Source organism: Marinobacter nauticus (assembly GCF_003634635.1).
Classification (GTDB): Bacteria; Pseudomonadota; Gammaproteobacteria; order Pseudomonadales; family Oleiphilaceae; genus Marinobacter; species Marinobacter nauticus.
This window is the reverse complement of record NZ_RBJB01000003.1, coordinates 905,127-929,015: the sequence shown is the minus strand read 5'-3', so window position 1 is coordinate 929,015 and position 23,889 is coordinate 905,127. Positions and strand designations below refer to the sequence as shown.

The 23,889-nt window shown below is 57.6% G+C and carries 19 protein-coding genes and 1 pseudogene; 7 read left to right on the top strand and 13 right to left on the bottom strand.

Features of this window, described 5'->3' with window-relative positions; genetic code table 11:
• Positions 1 to 26 precede the first annotated feature (26 nt).
• The gene (locus C7436_RS10285) at positions 27 to 293 is read right to left on the bottom strand and encodes a DUF2061 domain-containing protein (RefSeq protein ID WP_121207755.1); all 267 of its coding nucleotides are present in this window, start codon (positions 291 to 293) and stop codon (positions 27 to 29) included.
• 227 nt (positions 294 to 520) lie between these two features.
• Here C7436_RS10285 and C7436_RS10280 point away from each other — a divergent pair, with 227 nt between their 5' ends.
• The 4 genes from C7436_RS10280 (at position 521) to C7436_RS10265 (ending at position 4,802) form a co-directional block, all read left to right on the top strand.
• Positions 521 to 994 (top strand): Dps family protein, encoded by a 474-nt coding sequence (locus tag C7436_RS10280; RefSeq protein ID WP_014422762.1) that lies wholly within the window; start codon positions 521 to 523, stop codon positions 992 to 994.
• Between the two features lie 157 nt (positions 995 to 1,151).
• Positions 1,152 to 3,020 carry a choice-of-anchor I family protein gene (locus C7436_RS10275; protein ID WP_121207754.1) on the top strand — a complete coding sequence of 623 codons (1,869 nt, stop codon included), beginning with the start codon at positions 1,152 to 1,154 and terminating at the stop codon, positions 3,018 to 3,020.
• Between the two features lie 177 nt (positions 3,021 to 3,197).
• Positions 3,198 to 3,824: a YccT family protein gene (locus tag C7436_RS10270; RefSeq protein WP_228198097.1), complete on the top strand. Its 627-nt coding sequence runs from the start codon at positions 3,198 to 3,200 to the stop codon at positions 3,822 to 3,824.
• Between the two features lie 33 nt (positions 3,825 to 3,857).
• Positions 3,858 to 4,802, top strand: a complete 945-nt coding sequence (locus C7436_RS10265) for a porin (RefSeq protein ID WP_014422759.1) — start codon at positions 3,858 to 3,860, stop codon at positions 4,800 to 4,802.
• 93 nt (positions 4,803 to 4,895) lie between these two features.
• On the opposite strand, the gene C7436_RS10260 is transcribed toward C7436_RS10265, so the two are convergent.
• From C7436_RS10260 to C7436_RS10230, 7 genes and pseudogenes are all read right to left on the bottom strand, one after another.
• The gene (locus C7436_RS10260; protein ID WP_121207752.1) at positions 4,896 to 6,020 is read right to left on the bottom strand and encodes an NAD(P)/FAD-dependent oxidoreductase; all 1,125 of its coding nucleotides are present in this window, start codon (positions 6,018 to 6,020) and stop codon (positions 4,896 to 4,898) included.
• Positions 6,020 to 7,336, bottom strand: coding sequence for an SAM-dependent methyltransferase (locus C7436_RS10255; RefSeq protein ID WP_121207751.1), 1,317 nt, complete (start codon positions 7,334 to 7,336; stop codon positions 6,020 to 6,022). The genes C7436_RS10260 and C7436_RS10255 overlap by 1 nt, the downstream gene beginning before the upstream one ends.
• A 194-nt stretch (positions 7,337 to 7,530) precedes the next feature.
• A complete protein-coding gene (locus C7436_RS10250; protein ID WP_011786891.1) occupies positions 7,531 to 8,829 on the bottom strand; it encodes a TRAP transporter large permease in 1,299 nt (432 codons plus the stop codon).
• A pseudogene (locus tag C7436_RS10245) lies at positions 8,826 to 9,372 on the bottom strand (TRAP transporter small permease subunit). The gene C7436_RS10250 and the pseudogene C7436_RS10245 overlap by 4 nt, the downstream one beginning before the upstream one ends.
• Positions 9,373 to 9,476: 104 nt before the next feature.
• Positions 9,477 to 10,553 carry a TRAP transporter substrate-binding protein gene (locus C7436_RS10240; protein ID WP_121207750.1) on the bottom strand — a complete coding sequence of 359 codons (1,077 nt, stop codon included), beginning with the start codon at positions 10,551 to 10,553 and terminating at the stop codon, positions 9,477 to 9,479.
• A 139-nt stretch (positions 10,554 to 10,692) separates the two neighbouring features.
• On the bottom strand, positions 10,693 to 11,151 hold the full coding sequence (locus C7436_RS10235) for an ATPase (protein WP_121207749.1): 459 nt from the start codon (positions 11,149 to 11,151) through the stop codon (positions 10,693 to 10,695).
• A 52-nt stretch (positions 11,152 to 11,203) separates the two neighbouring features.
• Positions 11,204 to 12,274: an acyltransferase family protein gene (locus tag C7436_RS10230; protein ID WP_121207748.1), complete on the bottom strand. Its 1,071-nt coding sequence runs from the start codon at positions 12,272 to 12,274 to the stop codon at positions 11,204 to 11,206.
• A 178-nt stretch (positions 12,275 to 12,452) separates the two neighbouring features.
• Here C7436_RS10230 and C7436_RS10225 point away from each other — a divergent pair, with 178 nt between their 5' ends.
• Positions 12,453 to 13,520 carry a beta-N-acetylglucosaminidase domain-containing protein gene (locus C7436_RS10225; RefSeq protein WP_121207747.1) on the top strand — a complete coding sequence of 356 codons (1,068 nt, stop codon included), beginning with the start codon at positions 12,453 to 12,455 and terminating at the stop codon, positions 13,518 to 13,520.
• A gap of 14 nt (positions 13,521 to 13,534) precedes the next feature.
• Here the strand turns inward: C7436_RS10225 and C7436_RS10220 are convergent, their stop codons facing one another.
• From C7436_RS10220 to C7436_RS10210, 3 genes are all read right to left on the bottom strand, one after another.
• A complete protein-coding gene (locus tag C7436_RS10220) occupies positions 13,535 to 14,245 on the bottom strand; it encodes an SIMPL domain-containing protein (protein ID WP_023009568.1) in 711 nt (236 codons plus the stop codon).
• Between the two features lie 95 nt (positions 14,246 to 14,340).
• The gene (locus C7436_RS10215; RefSeq protein ID WP_121207746.1) at positions 14,341 to 15,273 is read right to left on the bottom strand and encodes a ChaN family lipoprotein; all 933 of its coding nucleotides are present in this window, start codon (positions 15,271 to 15,273) and stop codon (positions 14,341 to 14,343) included.
• A gap of 91 nt (positions 15,274 to 15,364) precedes the next feature.
• The gene (locus tag C7436_RS10210; protein WP_022993113.1) at positions 15,365 to 15,547 is read right to left on the bottom strand and encodes a hypothetical protein; all 183 of its coding nucleotides are present in this window, start codon (positions 15,545 to 15,547) and stop codon (positions 15,365 to 15,367) included.
• 126 nt (positions 15,548 to 15,673) lie between these two features.
• Here C7436_RS10210 and dauA point away from each other — a divergent pair, with 126 nt between their 5' ends.
• A complete protein-coding gene (gene dauA, locus C7436_RS10205) occupies positions 15,674 to 17,410 on the top strand; it encodes a C4-dicarboxylic acid transporter DauA (RefSeq protein ID WP_121207745.1) in 1,737 nt (578 codons plus the stop codon).
• 1 nt (position 17,411) lies between these two features.
• Here dauA and C7436_RS10200 read toward each other — a convergent pair whose 3' ends face one another.
• On the bottom strand, positions 17,412 to 18,656 hold the full coding sequence (locus C7436_RS10200) for a hypothetical protein (protein WP_121207744.1): 1,245 nt from the start codon (positions 18,654 to 18,656) through the stop codon (positions 17,412 to 17,414).
• A 98-nt stretch (positions 18,657 to 18,754) separates the two neighbouring features.
• Here C7436_RS10200 and C7436_RS10195 point away from each other — a divergent pair, with 98 nt between their 5' ends.
• Positions 18,755 to 20,707 carry a CASTOR/POLLUX-related putative ion channel gene (locus C7436_RS10195; RefSeq protein WP_121207743.1) on the top strand — a complete coding sequence of 651 codons (1,953 nt, stop codon included), beginning with the start codon at positions 18,755 to 18,757 and terminating at the stop codon, positions 20,705 to 20,707.
• 43 nt (positions 20,708 to 20,750) lie between these two features.
• Here C7436_RS10195 and C7436_RS18765 read toward each other — a convergent pair.
• A partial coding sequence (locus C7436_RS18765; RefSeq protein ID WP_121207742.1) for an Ig-like domain-containing protein occupies positions 20,751 to 23,889 on the bottom strand: 3,139 nt, incomplete at its 5' end.

Below are 23,889 nucleotides of genomic sequence, written 5' to 3'. Positions count from 1 at the left end.
CTCCGTCTTTGACAGAGGGCAAGTCATTAAAGCGTGTTTTGCCCTAGATTCATGGCATTGGCGGTTGTATTCCGCTGATGCCGTGCCCATATCTTCTCATGAAAGAAGTAAGCAACGGTGTTAATGGCCGGTTCGACCATCGCGATCAGGCTGCCGATCAGAATGTCCCCGGTCAGCAGGAACGCGACGGTAAAAGCCACCGTAAAGTGGGTAATCGCGAAGGTGATCGTTTTCAGAAACGACGGGTCGCCCTTCGAGCTGTGATTGTGAACAAACAGTTTCAGGGTACTCATGGAATCAACTCCGCGTGATGAATGCCTATAACCCCATTTAAGGACAAACGAGAATTGTTTCCAAATAGAAAGTGACATTTTTCTCGATAGGGTTCAGCTATGATTTTAGGGTTGGTGGTATAAGTTTCTGCTATGAGCGATATTGAATACCCAAACTTTCGTTCTGACACTGAGCTGTCTTACAGTAGCTGTTAGATGACACCCCAAAACGAATCAGGAGGTTCAACATGGGCAAGAATTTTATTGGTCTCGACACAGACAAAACCCAGAAGCTGGCAGATGCACTGAACGAACTGCTCTCCAACTACCAGATTTTCTACATGAATGTGCGTGGCTATCACTGGAACATCAAGGGTGACAATTTCTTTGAGCTGCATGCCAAATTTGAAGAACTCTACGATGACCTGCTGCTCAAGATTGATGAAATTGCCGAGCGGGTTCTCACCCTGGGCCATCGTCCTGCACACGCCTACAGCACCTACATTGAAAAGTCCGAAGTGCCGGAGCGCAAGGACGTATCTGATGGCAAAGAAGCGGTGGGTAACATCGTCGAGAGTTTCGGTAAGCTCATCGCCAAGCAGCGTGGCCTGCTGAACCTGGCCGGTGAAGCAGAAGATGAAGGTACCGTGGCACTGATGAGTGACTACATCTCTCAGCAGGAAAAAACGGTATGGATGTACCGGAGCTACCTGGGCCAGTAAGTTCCGGCTGATGCTCCGACTTTTCCCCGGCCCGGCATCGGGCCGGGGAGTTGTCACAGAAACGTCACGGCACTGTCACTTTCCTTTCCCGCGTTCGTCACGTCTGTCGCCTAGCCTTCTTTGCTCTTGCATCATTAAATAAGCAAAGGAGCCCGCTGTGCCCAAGACATCGCACCCATTTCAACTGTCATTGCTCGTTCTCGCTGTGAGCGCCGTGCTGGTATCCGGCTGTAATTCCTCGGACAACGATGATGATCTGGCGCCGGAAGCTCAGGTCACTGGCCTGACGCTCGAATTCGCCGGTCGATACAGCACCGGACAGTTTGATGAGTCTGCTGCGGAAATCACGGCGTTTGACCCTGCCAGTCGCAGGGCGTTTGTGGTTAATGCCTTGTCCGGGGCTGTGGATGTGCTGGATATGAGCGACCCGGTCAATCCAGCCAAAATCGACACGCTGACAGTTGCTGACATTGCCGCTGATGCGGTGGTTAACAGTGTGGCGGTGGCAAACGGGCTCGTTGCGGTTGCTGTTGAATCGAATCCGAAAACTGACCCCGGTTATGTTGCGGTATTTGGAGCTGCAGACCTGCAGCTGCGTGACAGTATCCAGGTAGGTGCGCAGCCGGATATGGTGACCTTTACGCCGGATGGGCAATATGTCCTGGCAGCAAACGAAGGCGAGCCAAGCGATGACTACCAGATCGATCCGGAAGGGTCGATCAGTGTGGTTGATGTTTCCAATCCGGGGAATCTCACGGTACGGACAGCCGATTTTCTGGCCTTCAACAGCCAGGATGGCGCCCTGAAGGCATCGGGTGTTCGCATATACGGCCCGGGGGCCACCGTAGCCCAGGATCTGGAACCGGAATATATCACCGTCAGTGCCGACAGCCGCACTGCCTGGGTCTCTTTGCAGGAAAACAACGCCTTGGCGAAGCTGGATATCGGCGCGGCAACGGTCACCGGTATTTTACCCCTGGGGTTCAAGGATTACGGTGTTGAGGGGCAGGGTATTGATGCCTCGGACGATGACGGCGTCATCAATATCCAGAGATGGCCGGGTGTGGTGGGTATCTACCATCCCGATGCCATCGACAGTTACCGGGCAAATGGTGAAACCTTTATCGTGACGGCCAATGAGGGTGATGTCAGGGCCTGGGGTGAAGATGACGCCGACTACTGGAATGGCGATAGTTCCAGGGGTTTTGTCGAAGAGTTGCGGGTGAAACACTTGGTACATCCGGATGGTTTTGCCCGCCGGATTGGTGACGACATGCCACCGCAACTGAATGCGCTGGCCGAAGGTGCGCTGTTGAATCCATCCGTCTTCGATTACTGCGGTGCCACAGCCGGTGCAGCCAATGACTGTCGCGATGATGACCAGTTGGGAAGACTCAACATCAGTTGGGTGCAGGGTTACCGGGTTGATGAAAATGGTGCCCCTGTCATGTTCAACGCGTCGGGTGCAGAAGACCCGGACGGCACGCTTCTGATGTACGACCAGCTGTACTCCTACGGCACGCGTTCTCTGGCGATCTGGAATGAGGACGGTGAGCTGGTATGGGACTCCGGCGATGCGATCGAGCAGTTCCTGGCCAGTGAGGACTGTCGTCTGGGTACGGCTCGTTCTATTCCCTGCTCAGACCACTTCAACTCCGCCCATGACGAGGGCATGGCGTTCGATTCCCGGTCGGACGCCAAAGGTCCGGAACCTGAAGCCGTGACTGTGGCGACGTTCGGCAATAAAACCTTTGCTTTTCTGGGCCTTGAGCGCATGGGCGGTATTCTGGTCTACGACGTAACGGACCCTGCCAGTCCGGTTCAGGTGGATTACCTGAATACCCGTGACGACTGGACCACTGTCGACACGGCTTCAGTACTCGAAACCGCAGGGGATCTGGGCGCGGAGAGCATCACTGTGGTGGCCGCCGATGACTCACCTACTGGTGAGCCGTTACTCATCACCGGCAACGAAGTCAGCGGCACCACGGCGATCTACCGTGTGAAACTCGAACTGACTGATTAATTCAGTTTCCGGAATAAAAAAGCCCCGTCTTCATGGCGGGGCTTTTTTGTGTCCGGGCCAAAAAAGTGTCCACAGGATCGTGTCATATAACCGAAACATATTATTAACAGTCCGTTAATAAATTCCCGCCATAGTGTCGTCTCAAGATTGCTGCCAACCACCGATTGGAAATAAAGCGTGACGAGACTTGCCTGGACGACCTGTTTACTTGCCGCCTTGATGCCGTTGCCGGCTCTGGCAGAGGTTCAGCTCACTTTGGGGGCCTGTGTGAACGTGCAGGCTGTTCAGGATAGCGAGCAGACCGCCGGCTCTGGCCAGTCACTGACTCTTGCTGATGGTACCCAGCAGTTGGTGGTGGAGTGCACCACCGAAATTGGTCGTGAAGAAGTGCTGGAAACCAGCGACGCCTTCGTTGTCCGTTTCGAGGCTGCTGATACCGCGCTGGCCCTGAGCGCTCCGGAAATCGAGTCGCGGAATCAAATGGACGCTTTCAATCAACAGGGTAACTGGCAGTTGACTGATCGCCAGGGCAGTGAGGTGGCGTTTACCGCCGATGTGCTCGAGAAAGAGGGCTTTCAGCTGGTGCGGGACTATGCCCGTGAGCTGGCGGCCTATAACCGTTCCGGCGCCAAAGCGGCAGTAGCTGCTCCGGGGCTGATAACCAACCAGGACGGGTTGTTGCTGGATTCGCACGTCGATCCGGATCAGGAAATGGTCAGCAGGATGCTGCGCTACTGGTATCTGAAAGCTGACGAACAAACTCGAAAAGAGTGGGACAGCTGGGTTGATTCCAGCAACCAATAAACACCAAACCAAACTGAACGTGGAGTTCCAAAAATGAAGAAGCTTCTTCTGGCTGTTGCTGTGTCTACTGTTGCCGCAGGTTCTGTGAATGCTGCGACTGTTTACGAGAAAGATGGTTTTACCTACAAACTGAACGGTGACTTCCAGATTCAGTTCCGTCAGGCCACTGGCTTTGATGAGCGTGCCGAGGTTGAGTACGACGATATGGAGCTGAAAAACTACGTAGCCTACGATCTGGGCAATGACCTGACTGCGTTTGGTCGTCTGGATGTGGGTTACAAAAAAGCGGCGGAAGGCAGTCAGGACGCCAGCAACCTGGAAGAGGCTTATGTCGGTCTCAAGTACGGCGTTGCCTCCTTCTCTTTCGGTAAGCAGGACTTCGCCGGTGACGAATTCGGTATTGAAGAAGCCTACGAAGTCGAGACCATTGATGAAGACCGGTTTGATGGCGTAGAAACAGCAGGTGACGATACGATTCGTGTCGACATCGAGCTGGAAAACGTCTATATCGCCGCTTCCCACGAAATGGATGCTGCGGATCAGGACGGTGAATACTACGATCTCTTCGTTGCTACTGAACTGGCAGGTCTGGAACTGGCAGCGGCTTACCAGCAGTCCCGAGCGGCTGGCGCGGCTGAATCTGCGGACACCTGGGGTGTGAGCGCTTCCTACGATTTCGGCTTCATGAACCTGGCCGCTGATTACAGCTCCACCGACGAAGACGACTTCGAAACCACCCAGTACAACCTGGCGGCTGTGTTTGCTGTTGCTGCCACCACCGACGTCGCACTCGGTATGGGCAACAAGGAAGAAGATGACGCGGACGACATTACCGAATGGTACGCCAACGTAACCTACAAGTTCCCGGCTGCCAAGAACGTCAGCGTGTTCGCCGAAATCGCCCAGAGCGACCTTGAAGATGCGTCTGGCGACGACGCCGACATGGGCTTCCTGGCCGGTATGCGCGTGAAGTTCTAAGCTCGCTCGTTACATGCGCCAGCCTGGTATCGAGCTACAGGTCAGTGCAGACGTGAAATCAAGGCCGGGCCTCAGCGCCCGGCCTTGGTGTATCTAAACCGCGACCTCCAGTGGCGGCACCTCCTGATGCAAGAACCACTTCTCCGTGACCACCTTGCGGGTAAACCAGTGTGAGCGCATCAAGGTGCTGGCGATGGGCTGTTTCAGCCAGTCCGGCACCTCAAAGCCGGGCTCCTGGTCCGTGGCCCGGGTTCCGAAGCGTTCGGCAATGCGTTCACCATAGCTTTGCAGCGAGAGCGCGGAATAATCCGTGGCGGACTTGATAACCTTGGACGCCATCAGTGCCGATTCGATGGCGGGACGAATGCCCTCGCCACTCTGGGTATAGGCCAGGCCGGCCGCATCGCCAATCAGCAACACGCCGTCATCCACCAGTGGTCGGTTGGCATGGGCATACAGCAGATAGGCGTGACCTTTGAAGCGGCCTGGCAGGTCTGAAGGAATGCGGCCCGACTGTTTCATTTCCTCGAAAAAAGCTTCCAGATGATCAGATAACCGGTGGTTGTCCTCACGGCCCAGGCCGATGTTCAGATAGCTGCCTTTCCGGAAAACCCAGGCGTAGCCCTTGAGATCCCGGCAGAACCAGAGCTCTGGCGTGTCGCCGCGGGCTTCGCAGGCGCGGGCCTGCTCTGGCGTCATCTCGAACTCAACTTCCTTGGCGGCCACCACGGTTTCATGCTTGCCCGGGCCGTCGCCCAACAGCCGTGCCACTGGGCAGAAATGGCCCCCGGCACCCACCAGCAGCGGCGCCTGCCATTGATCGTTGATCACCCAGTTGCCGTTGTTCCGGTTGATGGACTTTACCGCGGTTGCCAGTTGCTTTTCACACTCGGCACGGTCCAGCAGGTAGTCGTCGAATTCGCAGCGACGAATACCGTAGCTGACAATATCCCCGTGGTCGTTCTCCACCGCACTTTGCCCCATCATGCCGATCCGGAACCGGCGAATGGGTTGCAGTGTCCGGCCGACGGAATACTTCCCCGGATCAATGTCCAGGCTGGCCATCACTGCCGGCGTAACCCAGCCGGCGCAGGTCTTGTCCCGGGGGAAGGCTTGCTTGTCGATGATCAGTACCCGTTTGCCGGAGTCCTCCAGAGCCCGGGCCAGGGTTGAGCCGGCAGGGCCGGCCCCCACGATAATGATGTCGTAGTATTCCATCAGACCCCCTCTGGCGTGGCTGGAAACGTGTAGAGTTCCTGCCGGCTCTGGGGCAGCTGGTTATTGTCGCCGTGGGTGAACACCACCTGGAACAACTGCAAAGAACCGGCCCGGAACGCGGCGATGGAACCGGCCAGATACAGTCGCCAGGCCCGGGTGAAATGTTCGTCGTACATCTTGGTGACCTGGTCCTGGTTGGCGGTGAAATTGTCCATCCAGTGGGTCAGGGTCTGAGCGTAATGCAGCCGCAGGTTTTCCACATCCAGTACCGAGAAATCGCTGTGCTCGCAGATTTCCATGAACTCGCCAATGCTGGGCGGATAGGCGCCGGGGAAAATCCGCTTCTCGATCCAGGCGTTCATCAGCATGGGCCGGTTGCGGCCGATGCTGTGGAGCAAGGCAATACCATTCGGCTTCAGGGAGCGTTTGATCAGTTCCGACAGAGCGGGGTAATTGTCCTTGCCCACGTGTTCGAGCATGCCAATAGAAACGAACGCGTCATACTGGCCCTCAATATTGCGGTAGTCGTCTTCGACATAGGTAACCAGGTTGTCCAGGCCTTGTCGCTCTGCTTCAGCTCGGGCGTAGGCCAGCTGTTCCCGTGAGATATTGTAGGAATGAACCTTCACCCCGTAATTGCGGGCCATATATCGGGCCAGTCCGCCCCAGCCGCAGCCGGCTTCGACCACGGTCATCCCCGGTTTCAGTCGAAGTTTGCGGCAGACGTGTTCCAGTTTTGCCAGTTGCGCCTGTTCCAGGGTGTTGTCTGCCTGCTCGTAATAGGCGCAGGTGTACTGCATTTCGGCCTCATCCAGCCACAGTTGGTAAAACTCGTTGCCCAGGTCGTAGTGGTGGTGAATGTTCTCCTTGGCCTCTGAGATGCCGGTGGCACGCGGGTTGTGGTTGCGCCACAGAGCATCCAGCCAGCGTGGCCATTTCTGGCGAGCGGCATGGACGGCCCGGTACAGGCTCTCCATCAGATCTGGAAGATCGCCGTCGATTTCCAGTCGACCGGCGGCATACAGGTCACCAAAGGCCAGATTGGGGTTGGCCACCAGGGAGTAGAGAGCCTTGTGGTCGGTCAGGTGCAGGGTGAAGCGGGCGTCCTGAACTTCCGGTTCTATGACATCGCCGTTCCAGAGCCGGAAACGAATGGGGGGAGAGCCGGCCATACGCATCAGTTTATGGATCAGCCAGCGTTCATAACTGTGGGGTTCGCGATCGGATTGACCGCGCTCCAGGGGCAGGCTGAGGACGTGGGCCCGGTGTTCCTCCTTGTCCGGTAACTCCGGTTTATGAGCGGTACTCTGTGCCATGGAATGCTCTCTCCTCTGATTCGTTATGGTCCGTGCAATCCCGAAAACTGAACTGAGAGTCGCGGCTTTTTGACTCAGTATAGAAAATGATCAGGTTTTGTCAGGTCGGCGGACTGAAGACTGAGGGGCAGAGCGGGTGGATGGGCGGAGCCGGCATTGGCCGGCTCCGCCAGAGTTGCAGGGTTATTCGGGGGTCAGTAGGTGGCGCTCATGCCGAACCATTCCGGGAAGATGACGATCAGCGCCAGCACCAGAATCTGGATCAGAATGAACGGAATAATACCCTTGTAGATATCCGTGGTTCGGACTTCCGGTGGTGCCACCCCTTTGAGGTAGAACAGCGAAAACCCGAATGGTGGTGTCAGGAAGCTGGTTTGCAGGTTCATGGCAATCAGGATGGCGAACCAGAGCATGTTGATGCCCATGGCCTCGGCCACCGGTGCCAGAATGGGCACGATGATGAAGGAAATCTCCACGAAATCGATGAAGAAGCCCAGCACCAGAATGACCACCATGGCCAGGATAATGAAGCCCCATTGTTCGCCGGGCAGCATCATCAGCCACTCCTCCAGCAGATAATCGCCGCCGGTATAGCTGAACACCATGGAGAAGGCAGTCGCGCCGATCAGGATTGCGAACACCATGGCGGTCACGCTGACGGTGTCTTTGGCGGCATCCCAGACCATTTTGAACGAGAACTGGCGGTAGATGATCGCGAGAACCACGGCACCAACACCGCCCAGTGCGGAGGATTCCGTGGGAGTGGCGATGCCGGTGAAGATGGAGCCCAGCACAATCACGATCAACGCCAGTGGCGGAATAATCGCAAGCAGGGCATCCCGGATTTCCTTGCCCCGGCTGACCGATTCATCCTGGGCCGGCATGGCCGGTGCGGTTTCCGGCTTGAAACGGGTCAGGATCAGAATGTAGACAATGTACAGGCCAATCAGTACCACGCCGGGCATGACCGCAGCCTTGAACAGATCGCCCACGGGCAGGCCAAGGACGTCACCCAGAATGATCAGGATGATCGATGGCGGCACAATCTGGCCCAGGGTGCCCGAGGCGCAGATGGTACCGGTGGCCAGGCGCTTGTCGTACTTGTGCGCGAGCATGACCGGAAGCGAAATCAGGCCCATGGCAACCACGCTGGCGCCGACAACGCCGGTGGAGGCAGCCAGCAGAGCACCGACCAGAATGGTGGAAATAGCAAGGCCGCCGGGCAACCCGCCAAACAGCCGTCCCATGGAGGTCAGCAATTGTTCAGCCAGTCTGGTGCGCTGCAGTACCACACCCATGAAGATGAACAGAGGCACTGCCATCAACACGGTGTTCTGCATCACGCTCATGATCCGGAAGGGCATGAAGGCAAACAGATCCATGCCTTCGGCGTAGATACCGAAAAACAGTGCGACGCCGCCGAAGGTGAAGGCTACCGGGAAACCGAACATCAGCATGACCAGCGCCACGCCGAACATAATCATACCGATCATGCCAGACCTCCTGCGCTGTGCTCGCCTTCGTACCGCTTGTCACCGGCCATCACACGGATGGCGTAGGTCACCATGTTCAAACCGGCCGTTCCCATAAAGAAAGCGCTGACCGGAATCACGGATTTGATCACCCAGCGGTGCGGTAAGCCGCCGGGGTCGCCGCTGCCTTCGCCCATCTGGTAGGCATCCATGGCGTAGCTGTAGCCATAGGTGGCAATCAGGTAGGCGAACGGAATAACAAAAAGAACGGCGCCAATCAGGTTAATCCAGGCTTTGCGCTTCTGGCTCCAGTTGGTATAGAAAACGTCCACACGTACATGACCATCAGTGCGCAGGGCATAGGGAATGCCAAGCAGGAAGACGACTGAATAAAGGTGCCATTCCATTTCCTGCATGGCGATGGGACACATCGTTGAAAGCATAGCGTGCGACGACGTCATAGAAGACGTTGGCAGCCATCAGGATCATGGCCACACAGGCGATCCAGCCGCAAAGTTTGGAGAGCCAGGCCAGGCTCTCGTCCAGTCGGATAATCCAGCGCATCGAACTTCTTCCTCCGCATCGCGGAATTTCTGAATGTTGGAAATGAAAAAGCCGGGATCACTTGGAAGAGCGATCCCGGCTCTGATTCGTCATAAACGAATAGTTTACTCGACTTCGGCCATGGTGTTGAGGTAAGCCCGCTCCGAAATGTCGGTGTAAGCGCGGCTCTGCTCAAGATAATTGTGCTGGGATTCAATGATCTTCGCAGCCATCTCACTTTCTGCCGCGGCTTCTTTCAACAGCTTCTCGTTGGCCTCGTACATGGCCTGGAAAATGTCATCCGGGAAACGCTTGATCTGTACGTTCGGATACTCTTCCTTGATGTTTGCCCAGGCTTCGGCGTTGGCGTGCTGGGAGTGAACCAGCATGTCATAGGAAGCGGTGCGCATGGCTACCCGCATGATTTCCTGAAGGTCTGCCGGCAGGCGATCCCAAACGCGCTTGTTGATCAGGAACTGCAGCTCGGTTGCCGGTTCGTGCCAGCCGGTGTAGTAGTAGTCAGCAATCTGCTGGAAACCAAGACGCAAATCCAGCGCCGGGCCTACCCACTCAACGGCATCAATCGTATTACGCTCCAGAGCGGTGTAGAGCTCGCCCGGGGCGATGTTGGTGGGGTTAACACCCACTTCTGCGAAGACTTCGCCGGCAAAGCCGGGAATACGCATTTTCAGACCCTTGAGGTCATCCAGGGATTTGATTTCCTTGCGGAACCAGCCGCCCATCTGTACGCCGGTGTTGCCGCCAGGGAACGACAGCATGTTGTGGGGCTCATACACTTCCTGCATCAGCTCCATACCGCCACCGTGGTAGAACCACGCATACTGTTCCATGGCATTCATGCCAAATGGCATGCTGGTGAAGAACAGGGTTTCCGGCACCTTGCCCTTCCAGTAATAGGAGGCGGAGTGGCCCATGTCGTACTGACCGGCCTTGACCATGTCGAATACGCCCAGCGGGGCCTTGTGCTTGTTGGCTGAGTCGATGCGGACGGTCAGTCGGCCATCAGACATCTTGTTAACGGTTTCAGCGAAGCGTTTGGTGGTGTCACCAAAAATGGGGAAGTTCGGACCCCAGGTTTCTGCCAGTCGCAGGGTGAACTTGTCTTGGGCAAGCGCCTGGGTGGCGGCAACGGTAGTTGCCACAGCCAGCACAGCCGCGGAAAGAACAGAACGGATCTTCATTGCTCTTCTAACCTCTTGTCATTGTTGTAGTAGAGCCCGGCCCCTCGTGGGGTCCGGAACTCAAGAGTGTAGTTCAGATTAGCAACTATGGCGGGTGGGCTGCAGCAAAAAATTGCCGGACTACGACATTGGTCTAACGTTAAACGTCGTTCATTCGACCGATCTGGCTGGCCAGGCGCATGGCCTCATGCTCCTCCAGGGATTTCAGATCCTCCAGCAGGGATTTGGCCTCGGGAATCTCGGCTTTGCCGATGAGGGAGTCGTACAGGTCCATCACTTGGTCGTGGAAATCAAAGATCTCCCGGGCGATACCGTCAAAGTCCAGATCGTTATAGCGGGTATCGCAGGTGCGGTTTTTCTCGATGGGTTTATGCACGCCATAATCGTACAGGCGGGTGGTCATGGCTTTCGGATCGGCCTGTTTCTCGTACTCGGCAACAGCCTTTTCCAGCAGTGCCTCGTGGGAACTGATGTAGTCGAGCAAGGCGCTGGCGCGTTCGCTCTGATTTTTCTGGGCGGATTCGTGCAGGCACCGGGCAAGGTGGGCGTGGAGCTGGCGTGTCCAGTCAATCAGGTCTGCGAAGGTTTTGATTTCCATGGCGTCTTACTCTTGTCAGGCAATGGGTTTCAGGTTTTTTGTTGTGTTCAGTCTAGTCAAGATTTTCCGCTTTTTTCGGTACCGGGGCGTTGATCAACGTCAGACCGGTATCCGGTACGGCACGTTTGCGCCACTGCCGGAACCAGCGCAGAGCGGGTTTTTCGATACCGTAATGCAGGGCTGCCGCCAGACCAATCGCGACGGCCAGGGCCATCATCACACCAAGTTGGCCGGGTAGACCGGATTTGTAAGCCAGATCAATCACGCCATAACCAATGTTCTGGTGCACCAGGTACAGGGTGTATGAAATGCTGCCCAGCCAGAGCATTCCCGGCCGTGCCAGAACGTTGAGATAGCCGGCTACGGCCAGCCCGAAAACGCCATAACAGCCGAGCACAAAGAGGTTGAACGGTGCCTTGTAAGCGAGCAGGCAGTGGCTGATGGTTAGTGTCAATAGCGCAAGATCCGCGACCGGCAAACGATTGTGGCGGTGCCAGCGGTAGATCAGCATGCCGCTGATGAACAGGGGCGCGTAGCGGGTAAACAACAGGTCCTTGATCAGGAACTCCAGCCCGTCGGGAATGGCTTTCCACCAGATCACTGCCGCATAGCTGGCCAGAGTCCAGGCCCAGAGCATTGGCTGCATGCGCTGCCAGCTTCCCAGCCCGTAGAACAACAAGGCAATCCAGACGTAGAACGTGGCTTCAATCACCAGGCTCCAGTAGGCGCCATCGACATGGGGGTGGCCCAGGTATTCGTGCAGCAGGGTGATGTTCAGTAGCGCCGAGCCCGGGCTCACCATGCGGTCAGCTGGCCCCATCAGTTGAACGGCAATCCAGGTCAATACAATGCCGGCCCAGAGTGCCGGCAGCAGGCGGAAGGCCCGGGCCAGTCCGAACCAGCTGGCGCTGCGGGTGCGCTCCAGGGTCATGAAGATGACAAAGCCGCTGAGGATGAAAAACAGGTGAACCCCGTAGCGCCCGAAACCGAGGGTGTCCGGCGTGCTGAAACTGTGGCCGTAGAGTTTGTCGTAATAGGGGAGGTAGTGGAACAGCACCACACCCAGGGCCGCGATGCCTCGAAGCGCGTCCAGTGCGGGCAGTCGGTCTTGACCTTTGGGCATGAAAGCTGTGCTCCTGAAAACTCAACATTTTACCGGATCGTTTATTCTAGGCAGGTTGTGACAGTAGCGGCTAGGATCTAATCATACGGTATGCTTGCTGAGATCTGACGATCCCGTCATCAAGGCAGCTGGTCCGGTATAGTACTCGCTTGGGTGGCAGACAGGGAGCGACAGGTTTATGACGGTGGAACTGGGAATTATTGAAGGATTTTACGGGCCTCTGTGGACCTGGTCCGAACGGCGCCAACTGGTCAATGCCCTGCTTGCCCATGGTTACGGCTTCTATCTGTATGCCCCCAAGGCTGACCCTTACCTGCGTCGTCGCTGGCAGGAACCGCACCCTCCGGAGCAGGCTGAGGCACTGGCGGACTTTGCCAGATTCTGCCGGCGTGAAGGTGTGCGGTTTGGTGTCGGGCTGAGCCCGTTCGAAATCTTCAATAACTTCGATGAGGCGGCCCGGGAGGCCCTGGCGAAGAAACTGACAATGCTGGATCGCCTAGGTATCCAGGAGCTGGCTATCCTGTTTGATGATATGCACCCGGACACTCCGGACCTGGCCCGCACCCAGGCTCAGATCGTGGACTGGGTAAAAGCCAATACCAGTGCCGGCAAACTTAGCGTATGCCCCACCTACTACTCCGATGACCCGGTGCTGGACCGGGTCTTCGGGCAGCGGCCGGCGGACTATCTGGAAACCCTGGGGGCGGAGCTGGACCGTGAAGTGAGAGTTTTCTGGACCGGGGAAGAGGTCTGTTCCCGTGAAGTTTCTCCGGGCCATCTCAAACGTGTCAGCAAGTTGCTGGGGCGCAAGCCACTGCTCTGGGATAATTACCCGGTGAATGATGGCGATCGCATGTCCCGGCATCTGCATCTTCGTGGCTTTACCGGCCGCCCTGCCGGGAATGCCGCCTACCTTTCCGGCCACGCCATCAATCCGGCACTGCAGCCGGTGCTGACCACGATCCCGGCGATCACACTGGCGGAATGCTACCGCCAGGGGCCGGACTACCAGTATGGCCAGGCGTTTTTGCATGCAGCGCGGGAAGTGCTGGGGTTGGAGCTTGCGGGGCAGTTGCACAGGGATTTGCTGACCCTGCAGGACACCGGGCTGGCAGGAATCAGCGATGAGAGAAAGCAGGCATTGATGCACACCTACGACGCCTTTGATCACCCCGCGGCTCACGAGATCCTGCGCTGGCTGGCCGGCGACTATCAGGTGACCGACGAAATGGTGGCCACCCAGTAGGCACCTGTTTTCGGTTACTCCAGGTAGTAATCGAAGGTGGAGACCACCCGCACGGTTTTCACCGGCTGTTGTTGCTCCGACACGCCTGGTGCCTGATCCCTTGCCAGAATCTGGAACACACCCTGATTGGCCCGGCGCAGGCTGCCGAGTTTGGCCTCGGCATCCCGAGCGAACTGTTGGGCGGATTCACGGGCCGCCGCGGTGGCCTCGGCGATCATGGCCGGTTTGATATCGTTCAGGCCGTTGAACAGGTAAGTGGGGCCGCTCGGGCCGTAGTCTGAGGACAACACTACGCCGGAATCCACCAGCTCGCTGACGTTCTGGGCCGCCTGCCGGATGCGCTCGATATCGGTGCTGCGCACCATCAGGGTCTGGTTGATGATGTACTGTTGCTCGTTGTTATTGCCGGCGTAGGGATTGGCGCGGGTGTCGGTTACATCCAGGCGCTGGAGTTCAACCGCAGACTGGTCAATGGCCTGCAGTTTCAGGAACGCCATGATGGCTTCCCGGCTGCTTCGGGCTTTGTTCTGTGCTTCGTCCAGCGTGCTACCGGTGGCAACAAAGCGGATGGGCCAGAGCGCCAGGTCTGCCTGCACTTCCCGTTCGGCCATGCCCTTGACCGTTACGTAGCGATCGGCCGTGCGCAGCCCCATCAAGCCCTGGCTCAACAGGGAAGCGGCAACAATGGCGCACAGGCCGATAATCAGGGCAGAGACAACTTTCATGGCTTACTCCTTGCGGTTCGGAAAACGTCCTGATGACTGCGCAGGTTAACGGGAACCGGGGCTGCTGGGAAGGCGCGCCTTACGCGCCACTTTGATCACTCGCAGCGGGTGTCTGAATGGCGGCTGAAGCGTTTCTGCATGGCGCTGCGCTGGCGTTCCGCGTCCCGGTATTCCGGAGGCAGAGGCAGAATAAAGTAAAGGTAGTCACCCTTGTGGCGGTTTTCTGCCACCGGCATCGCCTGTTCCGGGGGCGACCATTCAACCGGTGAGAGCACTGCAATGCTCAGTTCTGGTGCCCGTTGCTCAAGGACCGCAACGGTACCGAGCCGCTGTTCGCTGTGGAAGGTGCCGGTGGTGTGCAAAACCTGATGTCCGGGATGTTCATTCAGTGCAGTCAGTATCCGATCGGCCATGGTGTTGTCCCGCAACAGCTGGGCCTGATAGGTACTTAGCAGGCGCCCGGTCAGTTCTGTCTGTTCCGCACCGTGGCTGCCGGCAATGGCATCGACGAATTTGTCACGGTAGTCCGGGGTATCCAGGAAGGCCTGTTCGGGCAGGGCGGCGCGTTGCGCGTCTGGCAGGCGTTGCAGATAGTCCATCCCCTCACGGCCGACACAGCGCACGATATCTGCCGGGGCGTTGGCCGCGACAACCGGCAACTGGTGTTCGCGGGCAAATTCCACCAGGGGCCGGTAGGAGCCTTTGTAGTTCTCCCAGGCGTCCGCGTCTTCGATCATTTCCGTTTCACCGGTTTGTCCGGCCAGGTAGGCATCCAGGGCGCCCTGGTGGTTCAGGTTGAACTGCTCCATGGTCAGGATCTGCCGGGGGTTGTGCCGGTACAGCGCCTGTTGAAGGCGGGCCTGTAACAGGTGCGAGGCATGGTGGCCGTGGTATTCCCCCGTCACCACCACATCGGTGTTTGCCAGTTGCCGGGCCAGCTCTGCGACCGTGAGGATATCACCGGTGTCGGCGTCGACGATCACGGCATCGTACTGACTGACGGGTGCAGGCCGGTTTTCTGTGCGCATGACCGTGCACCCTGTGAAGGCGACAACGGTTACAAGCGTCAGGACAAGGCGGGTGGCGTAAGCTTTCATATCCGATTGTACGTTGCCGGAGTCAGTCGGTTTTCTGGGCGCTGCTCTCGCGCCAGTCTGGCCCGAGCCGCTCTTCCACATATTCACGAATGAACTGACGCACCTTCTGGGAGGGAGTCACGTCCTCCTGCTTGCAAAGGGCCTCGAAAATTTTCTTCTTTTCAGGGTCAATCAACAGGGTCAGCCGGGCAGTTCGGTTTTCCATGGTGTTTCTGGTTCTCAACAGGTTCAGCGAAGATGGTTACAGATGGTATGTTAATCATATTAACATTGAGTGTACAGATGATGAGCATATAATGTAACCAAATGCCTGGCCTGAGAGAGTCTGTTCATGCCCCATCGCGCCCATCTCTTTTCTCTTCGTACCGCTCACGCCGTTCGCGAGGCCTGCGTTGATGAACCCTACAGCAGCGGGCGCTTTTTCAAGGACCTGATGGCTGGCGCCACGGTTGGCATCATTGCCATTCCGCTGGCGATGGCGCTGGCGATTGCCTCCGGGGTTGCGCCGCAGTATGGCCTGTATACCGCTATCATAGCCGGTTTTCTGATTGCCCTGTTTGGCGGCAGCCGCTACAGCATTTCCGGACCAACGGCCGCGTTTGTCGTGATTCTCTATCCGATCGCCCAGAGCTATGGCCTGGGTGGCTTGCTGCTGGCCACGCTGATGTCCGGTGTGTTGCTGGTGATTATGGCGGTGATGCGCCTGGGCCGCTTTATTGAGTATATCCCCGAATCCGTCACTCTGGGATTCACCGGTGGCATTGCCGTGGTGATTGCCACCTTGCAGGTAAAAGACTTCTTCGGGCTCTCCATTGACGCTATGCCAGAGCATTACTGGGACAAGCTGGCGGTCCTGGGTCAGCAACTGCCGGCGCTGGATGGACTGAGCACTCTGGTGGCGGTGGTTACCCTGGCGGTGATGCTGCTCTGGCCAAGGCTGAGAACCCCGGTGCCGCCTCATCTGCCAGCAGTGATTGTTGGCAGTCTTCTGGCATTGTGGTTGAACGCTGGTGGCGCGGCGATTGAGACCGTGGGGTCACGCTTCAGCTACCTGCTTCCCGATGGCAGTACCGGCGCCGGCATACCGCCGTTTTTACCGGAATTCGCCTGGCCCTGGCAGCAGGCCGGGGCCGACGGACGCCCCCCCGGCCTGTCCTGGGACCTGTTCCGGGAGCTGATTCCGGCCGCCTTCGCGATCGCCATGCTGGGGGCCATCGAATCCCTCCTCTGTGCGGTGGTGCTGGATGGCATGACCGGTAAACGCCACAGTGCCAACAGTGAGCTGATGGGGCAGGGCATTGGCAATATTGTGGTGCCGTTCTTTGGCGGTATCACGGCCACCGCCGCTATTGCCCGGTCGGCCGCCAATTACCGGGCCGGCGCTGAATCGCCGGTGGCTGCGATGATTCATGCGCTGGTGGTGCTGCTGGCGCTGGTCTCCCTGGCCGGCATCCTTGCCTATCTGCCCATGCCGGCCATGGCCGCGTTGCTGATGATGGTGGCCTGGAACATGAGTGAGGCGCCGAAAGCCGTGCACCTGCTGAGAACCGCGCCTCGCAGCGACATCCTGGTTTTCCTGACCTGCTTCGGCCTGACCGTGGCCCTGGACATGGTAATTGCCATCACCACCGGGGTGTTACTGGCCGCTGTGCTGTTCATGCGTGAAATGGCACAAATGACCAGGGTGACTGACATTACCGGCAACAAACGGGTGCAGCAGGTTGGAGTGCCGGAGGGCTGGCAGGTGTTCAAGATCAATGGTCCGCTTTTTTTCGCGGCTGCTGACCGCATCTTCGGCGAGCTGGCAGACTTGTCCCAGCAGGCTGAGGGTCTGGTGTTGTACATGGACGGAGTGACCATCCTCGACGCTGGCGGCCTGGCGGCGTTGAACAAACTGATCGCCAGTTGCCGGAAAACCGGTACCCGCATTGTAATTGCCGACTTGCAGTTCCAGCCATTGAGAACCCTGGCCCGGGCCGGCGTAAAACCGGAGCCCGGCGTGAGCTATTTCTACCCGACTCTGGAGGCGGCGCTGGTTGAGCTGTCGGGCCTCGACCGGCCGGCCTGAATTACATTGGCCAGTGAAACTGCAGGTTGCCACCGCCAAAGGCTGCTTTGTGCAGGTAGAACGTAGGATTCAGGGTGAGGCTTGCGCGATCCGTGGCGGAGAGCCGGAATTGCAGGGGCAGGGCCAGTTTGCCCATGAACTCGCTGTGGTTGTCCTCCTGCGTTGCGTCGAAAGACTGCCGGATATCGGGCGCGCCCAGATAAAGGGCAGGGCTGAGGGTGGTGGCGGCACTGGCCTGGAGGGTAATGTCAGCAAACACGACCGGCTCACGCCGGCGAATATCTCCGGTGTCGTCGATCGCCCGGCCAAAAAAGCCTCGCTCGTCCAGATGGATGTAGGCCAAGCCGAACCGGGGTTTTAACCGATGCTCGTTCAGCCGGGCTGACGTCGTTACTTTCAGGTAGTCGCGGGAAAAGTCCCGGCGCTGACCCTCTTGCGGGCCTTGCAGCTGGTATTGGCGACGGCTCCGTTCCCCCCCGATGGCGATGCTCAGTGCCCAGGGGCCGGATTGCTGGCGGTGATCGAAGGCGGCGCGCACATTGTCGCTGGCAACCGTCAGATTTTCCTGCCGGCTGACAAACTCCGACTCCGGCGACCAGTTGATAGAAATCGTGGTGCTTTGCCGCAGCTCCGTTTGCTGGTGCCATTGCAGAAACAGGCTCTGGGGTTCACGGGTAAATCTGTCCGGGGTGCTGGTCTTGTCGTTGAAGTAGGCATCCGGGATGATCCAGCTGGCGTGAAGCCAGCTTGTCTCATTCGACCCTTTCCGCCCGTTCAGATAGTGCCGGCCACTGAAATAGACGTCGGATTGGGCCTTGTCCGAGAACACATCACCCTGAAGCCAGAGCTCCGAGCGTTCGCCCAGATTCTGGCGGAAACCCACCAGTTGCCGGTCGTAGGCACCGTCCAGATCTTCGCTACGCTGAATGTCCAGCAGAAAACCATTGCGCCCCTCCCGGAAGCCGAAATCCTGGCGGAAACGAAAGTCGTAGTAGAGCTCGTCGCTGCTGACACTGCCCCCGGTGCCCCGGATACCGTTTTCCACTGCAGAGGGGGCCTCGGCCTGATGGGCAAACGTCAGTTCATGCAGAAAGCGCTCGGCATCGTAAGCTTCATCCCGGCCCTGAACCACGGCCTCTGCGCGCCAGGGTTGGGGAATATGGGGAGAGCCTGCCAGGGCCTTTTGCCAGGGCAGCTGGCATACTACGCCAGTGATCAACACAAGAATGCCTGAAGGCCGCATCATGTCAGGGCTCACCTTCCGGGACTGTTTGAACTATCCTAGGCGACAGAATCAGAAACCGGCAAACCGTTTGCCGCGGGAACGACGCTATAAGGGACCGAATGCTGCCATTTCGAATTGTTGATCGGATCAAGTTCATCGTGGAGCGCCAGCTGGTCAAGGGGGCTGGCTTTCAGTTGCTGGTGGTCGGTTGCTTTATTGCGCTGATCTCGCTGATTGGCGGTCTGCTGGTGGTGCTGCCCCAGGCCGGCGAGTTTGAAAGTGCCGGGCACGCCATCTGGTGGGCGTTTTTGCGCTTGACCGATCCGGGTTACCTGGGAGATGACGTGGGCACCTGGCAACGCATTGTCTCCACCCTGCTGACGATAATGGGCTACGTGGTGTTCATGGGTACCCTGGTGGCCATTCTCACCCGTTGGCTGATTGCCAAGATGGAAGATCTGGAGCGTGGCCTCACCCCGGTGACGTTGAAGAACCATATCGTCGTGCTGGGCTGGACCGCCCAGACGCCGCCGCTGGTAGCGGAGTTATTTGGTTCGGCTGGGCGTATGGCCCGGTTTCTGGAGAAGCATGATGCCCAGAAACTGCGGCTGGTTCTTTTGGCGGAAGAGGCCAGTGTCGAGCATTTGCACGAACTGATCAGGGAGCCTGGTATTGGCCGGCGAGCCCGGGAAGTGATTCTGCGCAGCGGCTCTGCCATTCAGCCGGAAGCGTTGCATCGGGTTGCCTGTCTGGATGCGGCGGCGGTGATTGTGCCCAGCCAGGTACACGAGGGCGGCTCGCTGATAACCTCCGATGTTGAAACCGTGAAGGCGCTGTTGTCCATCGCCGCCCAGGCCAGGCACTACAACGCCCGGCTGCCCTTTGTGGTGGCTGAAATTCAGGACATGCGTAAACTGCCCGTTATCGAGCGGGCCTACTCCGGGGCCGTGGAAGTGGTGGCCGGTGATGCCACCATCAGCAGGTTGATGGTTCAGAACGTCATCCACCCAAACCTTTCCGAGGTCTACAACGAGTTGCTGACCGCCGGTGAAGGCAACGAGATTTTCGTGCGTGGGGGAGAAACCGCTGAAGGCCTGACCTTGGCAGAGCTGGCAAGCCAGCGGCCCAATGCGATTGTCCTGGGTTTGTTGCATCCAAACCCGAGTGGGGGCTGGCAGGTCAATCTGTTGGCAGATTCCGGCACGGTCATCCGCAACGAAGACCGGGTTGTGCTTCTGGCCCGGGATTACCAGCATACCGTGGCCGTGCCAAAGGCAGCGACGTTGCCGAAGCTGGAGCGAAGACAAAATCAGGCCCTGCCAGAGCCGGTTCCAGGTGTCCACCGGGTGCTGGTACTGGGCTGGAACCGCAGGGTGCCGACCATGGCGGCCGAGTTTGCCAGCTATGGCAGTCGGGTTTTTGAACTCGATCTGGTGTCGGCGATTCCGTTGGATGACCGGAATCGGGAAATGCAGCGTTACGGCGTTGACCTGTCGAAAGTAAACGGTCGCCTGCTGGAAGCTGACTACATGGTGGAAGAGGACCTTCGGCGCCTTGATCCAGCCGGATACGACACAGTGATGTTGCTCAGCAGTGATCGAGTTGGCTCCGGAGAGGAAGCCGATGCCCGTGCCATGGTGGGCTATCTCCAGTTGGAAGATGTTCTGTCGGCCGCCCCCAGGCGACCGCAGATTATTATGGAACTGAGTGACCCGGATAACCGCCATCTGTTGTACGGCCACAAGAGCGAGATGCTGATCAGCCCGATGATCCTCAGTCATGTACTGGCTCAGGTGGCCCTGCGGCGAGAACTGCGGGTGGTGCTGGATGAATTGTTCACGGAGGGTGGGGCAGAAATCCAGTTCCGGAACCCCCACGACTACCCGTTGCCGGCCAGCGCGGATTTCCAGGTGTTAGAAAAGATTGTGGCGGAGCGCGGTGAAATTGCCCTGGGCGTTTTTCGGGACGAAGCGGATGAACGCGGGCGGCATTTGCAGCTAAACCTGCCCCGGAGCCAGTATCTGGATCTCCGGGCAGAGGATCGCTTGGTGATCCTTTGTAGAACGGCCTGACAAGTCCGCGCCGGTGCATTGGCACCGGCGCGGTGGTTTCCGTTTACTCGATTTTGATCTGGTTGCTTGCCAGCAGGCTATCAATAAACTGCTCGGACGACTGCCCGTCCATGCTGACGCCACTCAGAACAATGGATTGGTTTGCGTTGTCTGTGTTGTTATCGAGAGTGCCTCCGGTATTTACGTAGATGACCGTGTCGCCGTCCTCTTCCTGGGCCATCAAATAATTGCTGATAGACGCTGCGTCTGCGTCATGAAGCAAGTCGGTAAAATTCAACTGATCGCCGTCTCCAGCTCCTGTATATCCCTGATTATCCAGTGCGAAATCGGTAATGACGTCTTGAGTCGGGTCAGCATCGGAGGCGTCCCCCAGCTCCCACTGGAAGACATCGGCACCCATGCCTCCAGTGAGTACATCGCTGCCCGTACCACCGATCAGGGTATCATTGCCGGCGCCGCCAAATAGATAATCGTTCCCATCGCCACCAGATAGCGAATCGTTGCCAGTGTAACCCCGCATAAGGTCGTCGGACGCCGCCCCCTGCAGGGTGTCATTCCCTTCTGTACCCGAAGTGGTATTGTTTGTTTGGGTAATGGTGACCGACAGGGTATCCGTAACCGATGCGGAATCATCGTTGGCGGATTCTGTTGCTGTTGCGGTAATCGTAAGCTGGACGTCACCGTTGTAATCAACCGGAGGCAGTAGTTGCAGGTTTTCCAGGTCGCCGCTGACGAGGCTCCATGATCCATCCGCGTTCAGCGTGCCCGCAGACAACGCACCTCCAGCCGGAACACCCGCAATAGTGATCAACAGGGTTTCGGATCCGTCCGGGTCTGCCAATTCAGCGTTGATGGCCAGGTCAACGGGTACACCAAAACTGCCGGCTACATTCGGGAGGGCGAAACTCGGAGCACTCAGTGTCAGAGACGAATCTTTGTTCTTATCGCCACCATTGAGGACAATCCACTGAAACTGATGATGTCCGCTTTCGGTTGCCGTGAAGCTCTGAATGCCAGTTGCACTCTGGTCCGGATATTTGTTTTCGGAGGAGTCGACCAGAATGGTTTCTCGCGCCCCTGATGGCGAGATCACCACTAGTGCAACAATGTCATTGAAGCCTCGTGATACTTCCCAGAAATCATCTTCGCCATTGATAAACGTATAGTCCCAACGAATTTCGGTGCCGGCTGAAAGCTTGTAAGTGGCTTCTGTCAGTTTGCCATCCTGGATGTTAACGGTTCCGGAATCATTGACACCCGTTCCTGAGGGATCAAACCGGTTGTTCAGGTAGTTCTGGGCGACATTCAATTCGCTCTCCAGAGCTTCCCTTGAAATGCCATCACCTGAATTGAAAGCAACGGGGTCAACAACAGTGTCCGATGAGCCTGTGGAAATTGTTGTTGCGCCAACCTGGGCGCTGACCGCATCCTGTAAGCTGAGTGTTGGTGCGCTCGCTACAGGCTTTACATCCAGAGTGACGGTTGCGGTGTCGGTGCCGCCACGGCCATCACTGGCGGTGTAAGTGAACGAGGCGTTACCGGAGTAGTGTTCATCCGGGGTGAATACTATGTTGCCGTCGCCATTAATAGAGACTGTTCCGTTGGTGGCACTCTGAACACTTTGGATCGTCAGGATGTCTCCATTGCTGTCGCTATCGTTGCCCAACAGGACGGCTGGATCAATTTCGAGGGTCTGGTTTTCGTTTACTACCAAAGCCGGATTCTCGCTACCATGGCTGGCATGCTGAGAGCCGAATATTTCGTAGGCGCCACCTTGCTCCCGGAGCTCGATACGCAACTGTGCTGCGCCACCCTGATCCCAGTAAACGATTTCCACTGAATGAGGGCCATCTCCCGTCAGTGTGAACTCGCTGCCCGTGCGGGTGTTCGCGCCCTGATTACCATTGTACTCGGCAACCGTCTGGCCATTAACCTCAATTCGATAGCCATCATCTGCACGAACTCGGAACTGGTAGGTTCCAGCCTGCAGTTCCAGATTGCCGGTGAGCTTCACGATGGCATCTGAACTGTTTTCGGGATCTGTGCTTAGCGAGCCGGCATCGTCTTTGAGGAACGACTGAACTTTACCGTTGCCACCAAGATCTCCGCTCACAGAGCCATAGTCGATATTTCTACCGATAAAGGTGGCATCGGCCTCATTGGCGGCAATGAAGGCTTTGACCTGGGCAACATTGGAGAGGTTGCCTCCGTCACTACCTTGAGCGTACGCATAGTACTCCCCGAACAGTCCTTGAACGGCTACACCATCGAAGCTATCTGCTTGTGCGTCGGGTGCAAAGTTCTTGTCCAGCAGATCGCTGTCAGAATCCGATACCGATTGACCGTTGCGATCGATCGCATTGGCGCTGACAGAAATCTGGCCGTTTTCAAAGCTGCTGATATCCAGACCATTCAGTGTATACGAACCGTCTGCTCCTACCGTCGCGGTGGTATTTACCACGTTGCCGGAGGAATCCGTAATCGTGATGCTGACCTGCTCGTTTGGAGCAACGTCCGTTGTGGTACCCGACAGATTGATCGTCTGGTTACCGTTATCGATGGTGGCAATAGACACGGTGAGATCACCGGCGATGGCATCCAGAGAGCCGTTGGCCGAGTCAGTGACGGCGTTACCGTTACGATCCTGAGCCGTGGCTTCGACCGTCAGGCTGCCATCGACCAGGCTGGAGATGTCTACGCCGGTCAGGGTGTAGGAACCATCGGCGTTGACCGTGGTGGTGGTATTAACGACGTTGCCGGCGGAATCGGTGACGGTTAGGTCAACCTGGCTGTTCAGGGCCACGTCGGTGGTGGTACCCGACAGATCGATAGTCTGGGCATCATTATCGACGTTGCTAATGGTCACGGCGAGATCGCCAGCAGTGGCATCAAAGCTGCCGGTCGCCGAGTCGGTGACGGCATTGCCGTTGCGATCCTGAGCCGTGGCTTCGACCGTCAGGCTGCCATCGACCAGGCTGGAGATGTCCACACCGGTCAGGGTGTAGGCACCGTCGGCGTCGACGGTGGTGGTGGCATTGACGGCATTACCAGCAGAGTCGGTGATGGTAATCGCAATTTGTCCATTTGGCGCCACGTCCGTGGTGGTGCCGGACAGGTTCACGGTCTGCGCGGTGTTGTCGACGGTGTCGACAGAGACGGTCAGATCACCGGCGGTGGCATCG